At 55.1% G+C, this 12,877-nt stretch carries 12 protein-coding genes; 8 read left to right on the top strand and 4 right to left on the bottom strand.

Features of this window, described 5'->3' with window-relative positions:
* The first annotated feature begins 206 nt into the window (after positions 1 to 206).
* The 7 genes from C5Y44_RS00570 to C5Y44_RS00540 all read left to right on the top strand — a co-directional run bounded on the left by C5Y44_RS00570 (position 207) and on the right by C5Y44_RS00540 (position 7,673).
* On the top strand, positions 207 to 1,547 hold the full coding sequence (locus C5Y44_RS00570) for an MFS transporter (protein ID WP_105323205.1): 1,341 nt from the start codon (positions 207 to 209) through the stop codon (positions 1,545 to 1,547).
* Between the two features lie 7 nt (positions 1,548 to 1,554).
* Complete coding sequence (locus C5Y44_RS00565) at positions 1,555 to 3,300, top strand: FAD-dependent oxidoreductase (RefSeq protein WP_105323204.1); 1,746 nt, start codon at positions 1,555 to 1,557, stop codon at positions 3,298 to 3,300.
* Positions 3,301 to 3,364: 64 nt separating this feature from the next.
* Entirely contained in the window at positions 3,365 to 4,033 is a 669-nt protein-coding gene (locus C5Y44_RS00560; RefSeq protein WP_105323203.1) for a ComEA family DNA-binding protein, read from the top strand.
* Between the two features lie 6 nt (positions 4,034 to 4,039).
* Positions 4,040 to 5,647: a ComEC/Rec2 family competence protein gene (locus C5Y44_RS00555; protein WP_105323202.1), complete on the top strand. Its 1,608-nt coding sequence runs from the start codon at positions 4,040 to 4,042 to the stop codon at positions 5,645 to 5,647.
* 10 nt (positions 5,648 to 5,657) lie between these two features.
* A complete protein-coding gene (gene holA / locus C5Y44_RS00550; RefSeq protein ID WP_105323640.1) occupies positions 5,658 to 6,629 on the top strand; it encodes a DNA polymerase III subunit delta in 972 nt (323 codons plus the stop codon).
* Between the two features lie 10 nt (positions 6,630 to 6,639).
* The gene (locus tag C5Y44_RS00545; protein WP_105323201.1) at positions 6,640 to 7,026 is read left to right on the top strand and encodes an ankyrin repeat domain-containing protein; all 387 of its coding nucleotides are present in this window, start codon (positions 6,640 to 6,642) and stop codon (positions 7,024 to 7,026) included.
* Positions 7,023 to 7,673, top strand: a complete 651-nt coding sequence (locus C5Y44_RS00540) for a LysE family translocator (protein ID WP_105323200.1) — start codon at positions 7,023 to 7,025, stop codon at positions 7,671 to 7,673. Before C5Y44_RS00545 ends, C5Y44_RS00540 begins: the two co-directional genes overlap by 4 nt.
* Here the strand turns inward: C5Y44_RS00540 and C5Y44_RS00535 are convergent.
* The 4 genes from C5Y44_RS00535 to C5Y44_RS00520 form a co-directional block, all read right to left on the bottom strand.
* Complete coding sequence (locus C5Y44_RS00535; RefSeq protein WP_105323199.1) at positions 7,670 to 8,983, bottom strand: hypothetical protein; 1,314 nt, start codon at positions 8,981 to 8,983, stop codon at positions 7,670 to 7,672. The genes C5Y44_RS00540 and C5Y44_RS00535 overlap by 4 nt on opposite strands.
* A complete protein-coding gene (locus tag C5Y44_RS00530; RefSeq protein ID WP_199185952.1) occupies positions 8,973 to 9,806 on the bottom strand; it encodes a DNA adenine methylase in 834 nt (277 codons plus the stop codon). The genes C5Y44_RS00535 and C5Y44_RS00530 overlap by 11 nt, the downstream gene beginning before the upstream one ends.
* A 121-nt stretch (positions 9,807 to 9,927) precedes the next feature.
* Positions 9,928 to 10,191, bottom strand: a complete 264-nt coding sequence (gene rpsT / locus C5Y44_RS00525; protein ID WP_105323198.1) for a 30S ribosomal protein S20 — start codon at positions 10,189 to 10,191, stop codon at positions 9,928 to 9,930.
* Positions 10,192 to 10,377: 186 nt separating this feature from the next.
* Positions 10,378 to 10,914, bottom strand: a complete 537-nt coding sequence (locus C5Y44_RS00520; protein ID WP_191374203.1) for a type II toxin-antitoxin system PemK/MazF family toxin — start codon at positions 10,912 to 10,914, stop codon at positions 10,378 to 10,380.
* 90 nt (positions 10,915 to 11,004) lie between these two features.
* Between C5Y44_RS00520 and lepA the strand changes: the two genes are divergently transcribed.
* Positions 11,005 to 12,852, top strand: a complete 1,848-nt coding sequence (lepA, locus tag C5Y44_RS00515; RefSeq protein WP_066792807.1) for a translation elongation factor 4 — start codon at positions 11,005 to 11,007, stop codon at positions 12,850 to 12,852.
* The last annotated feature ends 25 nt before the right edge of the window (positions 12,853 to 12,877 follow it).

Raw genomic sequence — 12,877 nt, 5'->3', positions numbered from 1 at the left:
GACTTTCCGTACATGGACTGCCCCGAAAAACGGGAGTATTCGCACTGTGGAGGTACTGTTCGCAACCCGTACCCTCCATTAAGTAATTTATCTACTTAAACTTAGTTGATTTCTGTATTTCTCTAGCAATGTGACGTTCATTAATGTGTTCTCCATTGGTTAACCAGTTCATATCCCGTCACCTTATGCGTTAGAGAGAGCCCGACATGACTACTTTCGAAGCGGCTCCCGCCTCACCCGCGGAGCAACCTCACAAACATCCGACTCAGGCGTCGCCACAGGCAAAGCGCGCCGCCATCTCGGCTTTTCTAGGTTCAACCCTGGAATACTATGACTTCTTTATCTATGGTTCTGCTGCCGCGTTGGTCTTTTCCCATGTCTTCTTCCCAGAAGGCTCAGCCAACGGCGTGCTGCTGTCTATCTCCACGCTTGGTGTTGCCTATGTAGCGCGCCCAGCCGGTGCAGTCTTGTTTGGTCACCTGGGTGATACCTTGGGCCGTCGAAAGACGCTGCTAGCCATCTTGTTCACCATGGGTATCGCGACCTTCCTGATTGGCTTGCTGCCAGGCTATAACCAGATCGGTATCGCTGCACCTATCCTGTTGGTCTTCCTACGTTTGCTGCAGGGATTATCTGCCGGTGGTGAATCACCAGGCGCAGCAGCACTGGCGATGGAACACGCCCCGGAACGCCGACGCGGATTCTTTTCTTCCTTCACTGCCTCCGGCATCATGTTCGGTATCGTGCTCTCATCCCTGGTGTTCATTCCAGTGGCAGCACTTCCAGATGAGCAGTTGTATTCATGGGGCTGGCGCATCCCATTTTTGATCAGTGCATTTTTGACCCTGATTGCGCTGTGGATTCGTGGTTCACTCTCTGAGTCCGAGACTTTCGAAGAAGATGTTGCCGAGGACAAGGAGGCGCCAAAGGTTCCTGTTATTGAGCTGTTCAAACACCACTGGGGTGCAGTTCTGCGCATCATGTTCTCCTCGACATTTACGATGATCAACACCATCTTGAACGTCTTTGGCCTTGCCTACGCCGTGCACAATGACGTCGAGCGTACGACCATGCTTGGTGTTATCGCCGCTGCCAACTTCGCAGCAGTCCTCACCCAGCCATTTTTGGCATTGCTTTCCGATGTCATCGGCCGCAAGCCAGTATTCATCGGCGGCGTGCTCGGTGCTAGCGGCATGATTTTCGTATTCTTTAACTCGATTTCCACTGGAAACACCCCACTGATTTACCTCACCGCGATGATTTTGATGGGTATCTTCTACTCAGCTCCGAATGGCACCTACATGACGGCCTTCCCAGAGCAGCTACCTGCCAACGTGCGCTACTCCGGCATGGCGATTGGTCTGATGCTGGGCTTGGTAGTGGCTGGATTCTCCCCGGCATTTGCAACGTGGCTCAACGGTGACGAGGCAGGAAACTGGTTGCCAGTGGCATGGCTGTGCTGTGGCTTCGCAGTTCTTTCTGCAGTCGCTTTTGCTACCGGCAAGGAAACCTACAAGGTTCCAACTCACGAACTAGGACTGAAATAAGTTACCCATGGCTCAGAAGGATTTTTGGGACAAGCAAGTCGATCTGCTGGTACTTGGTTCAGGTGCTGCTGGCTTGACCTCAGCGCTTACCGGTGCCGCAGAAGGGCTTGAGGTTCTGCTGCTGGAAAAGAGCGACTATATCGGCGGTACCACCGCCTATTCCGCGGGAACGGTGTGGGCGCCGGACAATAAGTTCCAGCGCCAAGCAGGCATCGTCGATGACCGTGTGAAAGTAGAGCGCTACCTGGACACGTTGATTGGCGAGAAGTCCGATAAGAAAATGCGCATGGCCTATGTGGACCAAGCAGGAGAGATGCTGGACTACATGGACAAGCTTGGCGTGGAATTCCTGCATTCGCCAAATGTCGTGGATTATCACTCCGAGCTACCGGAAACCGGTAAAACTGGACGAGCGTTAGAGCCTAAGCCTTTCGATGCCCGCAAACTCGGACGTGTAAATTTTTCCCACGTGCGCCCACCTGTCCCGGAATTCGCCCTGATGAATGGCACGTTGATGCTACGGCGCCCAGAAGTGGCAACCCTTCTGGGACTGTTTTCCAAGAAACCGAAAGAGACCGTAGCGGCCATCGCCACAGCAGCGAAGCTCGGCATTCGGTGGGCCCGGGATATGACCCGGTTCCACCGCGGCACACGCCTAGTTATGGGCAATGCGCTAACTGCCCGCATGTACCACCTGCTGCTCAAACGCGGCGGCGAAGTATGGCGCAATGCACTCACCGCGCAGCTCATCACTGATAAGGAAAACCCAAACAAAGTCATCGGTGCTGTGGTCAACTACGGCGGGGTTGCTCATCGCATCCGCGTGAACAAGGGAGTGGTGTTGGCCGCGGGCGGATTTTCTCAAAGCCCAAAGTTGCGTGAGCAGTACATGCCAAAACCCACCCCGCAGTTCTCGCGCGCAAATGAAAGCGCAACGGGGGACACTCTGGCCCTAGCGCAAGCAATTGGCGCGCGCTTGGGCGATGACAACGGCGAAAATGCGCTGTGGTTCCCATCGTCGATTGGCACTCGCGCCGACGGGTCCACCGCCGTATTCCCGCACATCTGGGATCGCGGCAAACCTGGTGTGATTGCAGTCGGTGCTGATGGCAAACGCTTCGTCGATGAGTCTGTGTCTTACCATCGCTTCGTGCGCGCGATGTACGACAACGATGTGGTGCCAGCCTGGCTCATCGTGGATTCCCGCACCTTGGCCAAGTATGGCCTAGGCATGATCACGATGCCGCATCTGCCGAAGTTCCTGCTGAAGAAATACATCGATTCCGGCTACCTGCACTCTGGAAAAACTCTCGAAGCATTGGCCAAGAATATCGGCGTCGACCCACAAGGCTTGCGCACGGAAGTAAAACGCTTCAACTCCTTTGCCGCATCAGGCGTGGATGAGGACTTCCACAAGGGCGAGCTGCTCTTTGGTCAGGTGGCTGGAGACCCAGAAAACACCCCGAATCCCAACCTGGCTCCTATTGCAAAAGGACCCTTCTACGCAATCAAAGTAGTGCCCACGCCACTGGCGACGTCTTTTGGAATCAGTATCAATGAACACGGTCGGGTTCTGGCCGAAAACGGCTCGGTAATTAGCGGCTTGTACTCCGCGGGCAATGACGCGCAGTCGGTCATGGGTTCCGAATATCCGGGCGCGGGGGCGCAGGTCGGTGCCGCGATGACCTTTGGTTGGGCGGTCGCCAAGCACGCGTCTGTGGATAACTCCGCCACTTCGGTGACGCGTCATTAAAGTTATCCACAGATTTTGAGCCTGGGGCTATCGCGAAGTATTGACTTCGTCTTAGTCTCAGGTCATGAACCGAATTAGTGACCGTTTGTCAGAACTGACCGCACCAACTGGTGAAGAATCTATCCTCGATGTTTCCTATCCGACCCCGCGTTTGAAAATCGCTCCTTGGCAGGCCATTGTCGCCGCCTTGGCAGTCATCATCAGCGTTTTATTATGGCTGGCGCTGACATCTCCGCCCGATTCAGAACATCTCCCGGCCATCGAAGCGGCCGAGCCCGTCGTCACATCGGAAGAAGCGCTGCCGGAAGAGGTGGTGGTCTCCCTCGTCGGGGCAGTAGAGCACCCCGGCATCATCACTTTGCCGCAAGGCTCGCGCATCGCTGATGCCTTGGAAGTTTCCGGACTCGCAGCCGATGCGGATATCGTTTCCATCAACCATGCTCAAGTGCTTGTCGATGGCGAACAGATCTACGTCCAAAAAATCGGCGAAGCCCCTCCTGCAGGTACCGAAGCAGATGGTGAAACTGGTGGCGGCGAGAGCTCAAAGATCAATCTCAACACCGCGTCGGCGACTGAACTAATGCAGCTACCTGGGGTGGGTGAAGTAACCGCGGAAGCGATTGTTTCCCACCGCGATACCGTGGGCACGTTCTCGGCGATCGAAGATCTTTTGGATATCAGCGGCATTGGTCCTGCAAAATTTGAGAAGCTCCAAGAGCTTGTGACTGTGTAGAAACGCATGCGTGAGCTTCGTCTGGTGCCCTCGGCGCTTGCTGTGTGGGCAGTAGCGCTTTTGGTCTTGTGCGGATATTTGCCAGTAGCAGCAATTGTATTGCTGATTGCCACGGCTGGGATGGTGATATTTAAACAGTTTGGACAAGCGATCTTATTAGCCGCACTGGGGCTGGTATCCATGCTGTTGACCCACGTGCGTATGCAGCGTGCGCCGGATGAGATATCTGTGGGAAAGGTGACGATGAGTCCGACGGAGACATCGTCAGGCTTTCTTATCCGGCTACACGCTGAGGGCGCTACCTATCCTGTCTTTGTTGAAGAACTTCCTGAGGGCATCGACACCGGCTCCGTGGTGGAGGTCAACGCGCGCTGGAGCGAGTCCAAATCACCGAGTGTTTCCGGCGTCATCGGCAACGGCACGGTGGCTGAGTTCACCGAGGCCACCGGAATCGCTGTGCGGGTCGCTGACAATTTCCGCGAGGTAGTGCAGGCATCTGTTGGCGAGGCCTCCCAAGGGTTGATCCCAGGCATGGTGCTTGGCGATACCTCGCTGCAAGACACCGCGCAGCAAGAGCTATTTATTGAAACCGGCCTTTCGCATCTCTCCGCGGTATCTGGTGCCAATGTTGCAATCGTGCTGACTGCTTTCTTCCTGTTGTGCCGGTGGATTGGATTGGGACCCCGCGTGCAGGTCATCTCTGCCGGCTTCGCACTCTTTGGCTTCGTGGTCTTAGTTGGAACAGAGCCCTCAGTCCTGCGCGCGAGCGTTGCCGGAGTCGTTGGGCTGCTGGCGGTGGTCAATTCCTCGCGGGCGGAACCGATTCATTCACTCTGTATTGGTGTCATCGGGCTGATTGTGTGGGATAGCGATATGGCCGCGAGCTTCGGCTTTGCGCTGTCGTGCGCGGCAACTGCATCTATCGTGGTGCTGACTCCCATGATGCACCGCGTGCTTGCGCCGTTGAAATGGCCGGATATTTTATCCCGTGCACTCGCCGTTGCAATTGCAGCAGACCTTGCCACCATGCCAATCGTGGCACTGATGGCCGGCGAAGTATCCCTGGTATCGGTGCTGGTCAATGTGCTGGTAGCGCCCGTCTCCGCGCCTATTACCATCGTCGGGCTTATCGCGGCAGGTCTTGCACAATTGCCTATCGATGCCCCCGCCATCCTCCTGCTGAAACTCATCGAACCCTGCACCTGGTGGATTTATCACATCGCGGCTGGCGCACAACAGCTTCCACTCGCCGTGATTGCCGCGTCACCTGTCGTGGTGTTGCTTGCCTACGGTTGGATTGTCGCGGGCCTTGTCTGCGGACATCCGCGAAAGACCTTCGCTGCCATCGCCACGCTGCTCATTATCTTCGGCGTTAACTTCCAACCGCGCCCGCAACCACTGGAGATTACGCAGGTGCACACCGTGAACCGGGAAGAAGAAATTGATAACGTTCCTGCTGGCACCCAGGCGATTATTGTCCTCGATGGCGAGGGGCACAAGAGCGGCCGCGGCATCCAAACCCCGGAAGGCATTCCGGTGCTCTATCCAAACCGCGATGGGGAAGTCACCGTGTATTCGGATGGAACCCAGCACGCTGCAGACGGGAGATTTTAGGTGTTCTATGATGGTCTGCATGGAACCGGTGCACCTGATTGTGGGCGATGATGATTTTTTGGCAGAGCGTGCCCGCAGGTCTATCCAAAAAGCGGTGGCAGAAGAAACCGGGGAGCAGCCGGAGCTGAAGATTCTGCGCGCGGCAGAAGTCACCGAATGGGAGCTGATTGAGGCGACTAGCCCGTCGCTCTTTGGTGAGACCCGCGTGATTGTCATCGCCGATACGGAGCGAGTTGGCTCGGCGCTGATCAAGCTCATCGTAGATGCGGCGAAAGATCCCGCGCCGGGCATGACGATGGTGATTAACTTCGCGACATCGCGGAAGAACTTGAAAAACCGTAAGAAACCGCCGGAGCTGATGGCGAAGCTGCAAAAGCTCGCGCGTGTGCATGAGGTCTTTAGCCTTTATGACAATGAGGTCAAGCCTTGGGCAACGCGTGAGTTCGCAGCGCACGGGATTCGGCCCACCCCGGATGTTGTGGATGCGTTGCTCTCGGGCGTCGGTTCAGATCTGCGGGCGCTCGCGGCAGCGATTTCGCAGCTCGTTGCTGACACCGGCGGCAACGTCACTCGGCAAACAGTCCAGCGATACTACGCCGGTGTTGCTGAGGTAGAAAACTGGGACATCGCTGATGCGGCGGTGGCAGGGCGCGCAGGCGAGGCCATCGCTACGTGTCGTCGTGCGCTGCAATTGGGCGCAGAACCCGTGGGGATTGCGGCGGCGCTGGCGAATAAGGTCGGCGTGATTGCCAGGCTCTATACCGCGCGTGGGGATAAGTTCTCTTTGGCGAAGCAATCGGGGTTGCACCCTTATGTCGCGGAGAAAACCGCGCCGATTGCCAGGCGCTGGTCGGGCGATAACATCAGCAAGGCTGTCATTATTGTTTCTGACCTCGATGGACAGGTTAAAAGCTTAGGCCGCGATGGTGCAGACTATGCGGTTGAGGCGGCCGTTAGGCAGATCGCGCAGCTTGCACGATAAACTAAACGGCATGAGTGAACAAAATAGTGAGCAGGAAATCGCTGAATTTGCGAGCAAACTTTTTGACTTAGCGCGCAACGGCGATATCACCCTGGTTGAGTACATTAAGCAGGGCGTTAGCGTAGATATGGTCAATCAAGATGGCCAGTCTTTTGTCATGCTCGCCGCATATAACGGGCATCCGGAGCTGGTCAGGGCTTTGGTCGAAGTAGGCGCAGATGTAAACCTGCTTAATGATCGCAACCAGTCGCCATTGGCGGGCGCTATTTTCAAGAAAGAAGACGCCGTCATCGACGCGCTACTAGAAGCCGGCGCCAACCCGAATGCTGGTACTCCCAATGCGGTTGATACCGCCAAAATGTTCGGCCGCGAGGATCTTCTGGGACGCTTCGAGTGAGTTTGTCGTCCCTTGCCACAATCGTTGTTCTAAACCTGTTGGGGGCGCTAAGCCCAGGCCCTGACACCATCCTGATTACGCGCCTAGCCACGAAATCGCGGCGCCATGCGGTCGCCGCGGTGACTGGTATTCAAGTGGGCGTGCTGATGTGGACCTCGCTCACTGTGCTGGGCGCGGCTGCCTTGCTAACAGCATTCCCGCAGCTTTTAGGTCTGATGCAGCTGCTCGGCGGTAGCTGGTTGGTCTACATGGGCTATTCCACCTTCAAAACAGGGTGGGATTCACGCAGCGCGGTGCCCATGTCACTCGCGGAGCAGGAAGCCCAGCTGGGCAGGATGCGGCATGCATTTCGCACAGGCTTAGCGACGAACCTCTCCAACCCCAAGATCGTCTTATTCCTCTCGGCGTTGATTGCGCCACTTTTGCCGGCGAGTCCATCGATAGGCGTAGCGATCACACTGATTTTGGCGATGAGCTTGTCGTGCTACGTAATGTTCGTCATTATCGCTTTCGTGGTCTCCACAAAGGCCGTGCGACGCAAGCTTTTGGCCGCGGGACCGTGGATTGATATCGCCGCTGGTTCCTTCTTTATGATTGCGGGTGTAGCGCTGGCAGTCACGGGATTGCGCGATATCGTCGGCTTTTAAAGCTTGAGCTCTTCGGTCGTTGCCAGCGACCAAACCCACTGCACCCACGACAACACGGTGCCCGCGCGGCGGGTAACGGTGGATTGAGATAGTTCCAGATTCGATGCCTCCATGATGGACACAATGGTGGCGCGGTCTGGAACTTCTCCTCTTTCTAGGGCCCGTGCTAATACCGCATGGAAGACTTCATGGCGCAGTAGCGCTTTGATGAGCGCTACGTTGCGCTCATTGCGTTCACTGGCCATGACTTTCGCGCCGAAATCCGTCAAGGACCACATGCGGTTGGTATCGTTAACCAGCCCCAGATACTTGGCTGCGCCGGTGTAATAGTTGGTCTGGCGCGAGGTGAAATCATAGTTCTCAGTAATCGCTTCAACACTGAGCTCAGAATCTTGCAGCTGCTCGCACAGGTTAATCACGCGCGCGAAGCTATCGGCCTGCGGGAAGGGGATAGCTTCCGGCTCCGCCATGATGGGCACTGTCTTGAGCAGCTTGTCGATGACATCCAGCGTGATACTCGACGGCGTCAGAGTATAGCGCGCCGACTTTACAAGCCGAATGGATTCTGGCCGCAGTATATCTTCGAAGTCGAAGCGGTAGAGGTGGAAAATACCGTTGGAATAGACCTGATAAACAGCTGCTACGGGCTTGGTCAGTGCTTGTGAGAAACGCCGGAAAGGGAAGTAGAGCTGGCGAATATTCAAATCATCCGACAGATGGTTCTTGGCCTCAATCAAGCCCAGCACATCTGCTGATTCCAAGCCGGCATCAATTTCCATCTGCGCCTTAGACACTTGGAAATCACCGCAGGCAAGGCGCACATCAATGGTTCCGGTAGACATTCTGCCCGCCACGGTTGCCTGCAACGTAGATGTTTCTAGAAAATCATCCAGGATATGAGACAGCGCAGATGCATTCAGCGCCGCTGCTTCAGAGGTGATGTCATCTGGATTCAGCGATTCAATATCATCCGGAAAAGGCATATACCGGACGGGGCCCAGCGTTTCTGGTTCGGGAAATTTCGCAAACAGGTCGAACTTGCCCACCAAGTATTCAAAACGCGAAAGCGGAATGATATTCAGGCCTAGTTCTTTAAAAATCCAGGGCCGGGCCGCTGTGGAATCATGCTTGGCCATCAAGCGGGGCTCACGCAGTGAGAGCTCTTTCAGCTCGGCGGCGGTGATGCGGAAGAAGCCGGCATCGTTAAGCTTTTTGTGCCTGAATACCCGCAACCAACCATAGTCATTGCGGCCTAGTGTCTGGCTACTTTTTATACCGAAGAATGTGCGGAGCTCAGCTTCACTTGTCATAGTTTCTTACTAGCACCTCATCGACCTTGCCGCGCTTGGACGCCACAGAATTAATCGCGCGTGATGCGCCTACGATATCAACGTGGTAATCCGTGTACAGCTCCCGAATGAATTCCGTGGCGGAATTAGATAGCATCCACTTCACGCCGCGGTCTGTGAGCTCATCGCACAGCTCTTTGAGCTCCAGCTGATTGTCGCGGCCGAATCCACCGGCGGCATAGCCAACAAAATTGCTGGTGACATTGACCGGGTCATAGGGCGGATCGAAATACACAAAGTCCCCTGCTTTGGCCGTAGCGACAGCGTCTTTGAAATCGCCATTTAAGAAGGTGACGTCATTGTCACACAGATAGACGTTGATGGCGTTGAGGGTCTTTTCATCACAGATGAGTGGCTTTTTATAGCGCCCAAAAGGCGAGTTGAACTGGCCTGCCTGGTTCACGCGATACAGCCCGTTGTAGCAGGTCTTGTTCAAATAAACCGTGCGAGCAGCGCGCTTTACAGGCGAGAGCGCTGCAAATACTTCGGCGTCGCGGTCCAGAGCACGTAGCTGGTAGAAGAATTCCTCATCATTGGGATAATCCTGAAGCTCCGCGATGAGCGCTTCCACATCCGTGCGAACCACGGTGTACAAGTTGATGAGCTCAACGTTGAGGTCATTGACCACGGCTTTTTCTGGAGCCAGGGACCACAAAACCGCGCCACCACCTAGAAAGGGCTCAAAATAGGTTGAGTAGCCCGTTGCCGGTAGGGCAGCGTGAATATGTGGCAAAAGCTGGCGTTTTCCGCCGACCCACTTTACCAAGGGCTTCAGGTTTGTCATCGTTAAAGTATCTTAGCCGCCCCGCCGGACTAACCCAGCATTAGTTCGAACATCATTAGAAAACACCTGGTGCCCCACACAATTGCTTGCATGGGGCACCAGGTGATGCTTTAAGCCAAGATTAGTTCATCTTGTTGAAAGCGGCAGCCATACCGGACTTCTTGTTAGCCGCGTTGTTGCGGTGGAAGACGCCCTTGGATACGGACTTGTCCAATGCGCGGGAAGCCTTGCGCAGCTGAAGTTCGGCACCAGCCTTGTCGCCAGCCTCAACCAAGGCGCGGAACTTGCGGATCTCGGTGCGGACTGCAGAGCGAACGGACTTGTTACGCAGACGTGCCTTCTCGTTGGTGAGAACGCGCTTTTGCTTGGACTTGATATTTGCCATGAGATATACCTCTTGTAAATCTATAGTGATTGGATATTTAACCTCATGTGCACAGCTCCCAACTTCCCGAAGGGAAGTTTTGGCGATTAACGAGCGGACCCAAGGTCCTGACCGCTAGCGCAATCGCGCACAAAAAGTTAACTAACCTGGATACAGTACCAAGGGCGGGGGCAAATATTCAAATTCTTATCCCCAGTGGAATTTCTGGCGCAAGCGGTTGGCAATGCGCTCAAAGCGGCGCTCGGGGAACAAGATGCCTTTGCGGCGTACTTGCTCCTCCGATACTTCTAATACGCGGTCGAGGCGCACCCAGCACTGCCGGCGTGAATCATCCCATTCACCGGAGCCGATGGCCAACCAGGCTTCGTCGTCAGCATGTGAAGCATTAGGGGAGATTAAAAGGCCTAAGACCGTGGAACGAGTACGGCCTACTAATAAAATGGCGCGCTCCGTCGGGGGCGAGCTGGGGCCTTCAGTTGGTGCCCATACCCACACCACTTCGCCGGAGTCGGCTTGGCCGTCCATGTCTGGTGCGAAAAAGATCGAGCGTGCGCGTGCCTCGGTGTGCTCTACACGAATTTTGGCAGGTTTGCGGGGATCAGTCCCGCCATGTGTTCCGTGCATGCCTAAGCGGGCATTGATGCGAGAAAGTCCAAGGTCTAAGGGCTCTTTCACCTCAATGCCAGCGACCTTGCGCAAGCGGGACACAAAGGTGTTATTCATATTCACCATCCTAACTCCTATTTTATAGGTTGTCTTCGGTATGGTTGGTACAAGCTTTCTTTATGTGCATGGAAATGGAATAGGAACCTTTTGACTAACAATTTTGCCGTTTCGACGTTGACGGATCCCGCCCGGATCCGGAACTTCTGCATCATCGCGCACATTGACCATGGTAAGTCGACGTTGGCAGACCGTATTTTGCAGCTGTCTAATGTTGTTGCAGCGCGCGATATGCGCGATCAGTATCTGGACAACATGGATATTGAGCGCGAACGCGGTATCACCATTAAGGCGCAGAACGTGCGTTTGCCGTGGATTCCTCGCTCGGGTGAGCACAAGGGACAAGAAATTGTCCTGCAGATGATTGACACCCCAGGTCACGTTGACTTCTCTTATGAGGTATCGCGCTCTTTGGATGCGTGTGAAGGAGCCATTTTGCTTGTCGATGCCGCCCAGGGCATCGAAGCACAAACGCTGGCTAACCTTTATATGGCGATGGAAAATGACCTGGAAATCATTCCAGTGCTCAATAAGATTGACCTGCCTAATGCTGAGCCAGAAAAGTATGCGCTAGAAATCGCGAATATTATTGGCGTGGAGCCAGAAGAAGTCCTGCGCGTTTCCGGTAAGACCGGTGAAGGCGTACCGGAGCTTTTGGACAAGGTTACTGAGCTTATCCCTGCGCCGAGCAGTGATTTCGGTGTGGATGCGCCAGCTCGTGCAATGATTTTTGACTCGGTCTATGACACCTACCGCGGCGTGGTTACCTACATCCGCATGGTGGATGGCAAATTGGAGCCGCGTCAAAAAGTCCGCATGATGAACACTGGCGTGGAGCTAGATATCTTAGAGCTCGGTGTGGTTTCCCCAACCCCAACACCGGTCAAGGGCTTAGGGCCTGGTGAGGTCGGCTACCTGATTACCGGCGTGAAAGACGTGCGTGAGACCAAGGTGGGCGACACCGTCACTTGGGCTGCCAAGGGCGCGGATGAGCCGCTGACCGGTTACGCCGATCCGAAGCCCATGGTGTACTCGGGTCTGTTCCCAATTTCGCAGGCAGATTTCCCGGCTTTGCGTGATGCGTTGCAAAAGCTTCAGCTTAACGATGCCTCCCTGACCTACGAACCAGAAACCTCCGTCGCGTTGGGCTTTGGTTTCCGCTGTGGCTTCTTGGGCCTTTTGCACATGGAAATTACCCGTGACCGCTTGCAGCGCGAGTTCGACCTGGATCTGATCTCCACGGCTCCTTCGGTGACCTACCGCGTCATTAGTGAAGATGGTTCGGAGCGAATGGTGCACAACCCTTCGGATTGGCCAAGTGGAAAAATTCCGGAGGTCTACGAGCCGATTGTCAAGATGACGATCATCGTCCCCGAGGCTTATGTCGGCCCGACCATGGAGCTGTGCCAGACCAAGCGTGGACAGATGCAGGGCATGGATTACCTGTCTGAAGACCGTGTGGAGTTGCGCTATGTCATGCCTTTGGGTGAGATCATCTTCGACTTCTTCGACATGCTCAAGTCCCGTACCAAGGGCTATGCTTCCTTGAACTATGAGGAAGCAGGCGAGCAGGAAGCAGACCTGGTCAAGGTTGATATCTTGCTCCAAGGCGAGCCAGTCGATGCTTTCTCGGCCATCGTGCACAAGGACAACGCTAATTACTACGGCAATAAGATGACCAAGAAGCTCAAAGAGCTCATCCCGCGCCAGCAATTCGAGGTGCCTATTCAGGCTGCGATTGGCTCGAAGATCATCAGCCGTGAGAATATTCGCGCAATGCGCAAGGACGTGTTGTCTAAGTGCTACGGCGGCGATATCTCCCGTAAGCGCAAGCTGCTGGAGAAGCAGAAGGCCGGTAAGAAGCGCATGAAGGCGATTGGTTCGGTCAACGTTCCACAGGAAGCATTCGTGGCGGCACTGTCTACGGATTCGGAATAAAACCGGAATAAACATCGCTAGACTT

It is taken from the genome of Corynebacterium sp. J010B-136 (assembly GCF_002967075.1).
In the GTDB taxonomy this organism is placed as follows: Bacteria; Actinomycetota; Actinomycetes; order Mycobacteriales; family Mycobacteriaceae; genus Corynebacterium.
Note: the sequence above shows the minus strand (reverse complement) of the source record. Positions and strands in the feature narration are given on the sequence as shown.

Excerpts from the sequence above, each read along its gene's own strand:
- C5Y44_RS00560 (WP_105323203.1), top strand. The coding sequence starts at position 3,365 with ATGAACCGAATTAGTGACCGTTTGTCAGAACTGACCGCACCAACTGGT.
- rpsT (WP_105323198.1), bottom strand. The coding sequence starts at position 10,191 with ATGGCAAATATCAAGTCCAAGCAAAAGCGCGTTCTCACCAACGAGAAG.
- C5Y44_RS00565 (WP_105323204.1), top strand. The coding sequence starts at position 1,555 with ATGGCTCAGAAGGATTTTTGGGACAAGCAAGTCGATCTGCTGGTACTT.
- C5Y44_RS00555 (WP_105323202.1), top strand. The coding sequence starts at position 4,040 with ATGCGTGAGCTTCGTCTGGTGCCCTCGGCGCTTGCTGTGTGGGCAGTA.
- C5Y44_RS00535 (WP_105323199.1), bottom strand. The coding sequence starts at position 8,983 with ATGACAAGTGAAGCTGAGCTCCGCACATTCTTCGGTATAAAAAGTAGC.
- C5Y44_RS00530 (WP_199185952.1), bottom strand. The coding sequence starts at position 9,806 with ATGACAAACCTGAAGCCCTTGGTAAAGTGGGTCGGCGGAAAACGCCAG.
- C5Y44_RS00545 (WP_105323201.1), top strand. The coding sequence starts at position 6,640 with ATGAGTGAACAAAATAGTGAGCAGGAAATCGCTGAATTTGCGAGCAAA.
- holA (WP_105323640.1), top strand. The coding sequence starts at position 5,658 with ATGGTCTGCATGGAACCGGTGCACCTGATTGTGGGCGATGATGATTTT.
- C5Y44_RS00570 (WP_105323205.1), top strand. The coding sequence starts at position 207 with ATGACTACTTTCGAAGCGGCTCCCGCCTCACCCGCGGAGCAACCTCAC.
- C5Y44_RS00520 (WP_191374203.1), bottom strand. The coding sequence starts at position 10,914 with ATGAATAACACCTTTGTGTCCCGCTTGCGCAAGGTCGCTGGCATTGAG.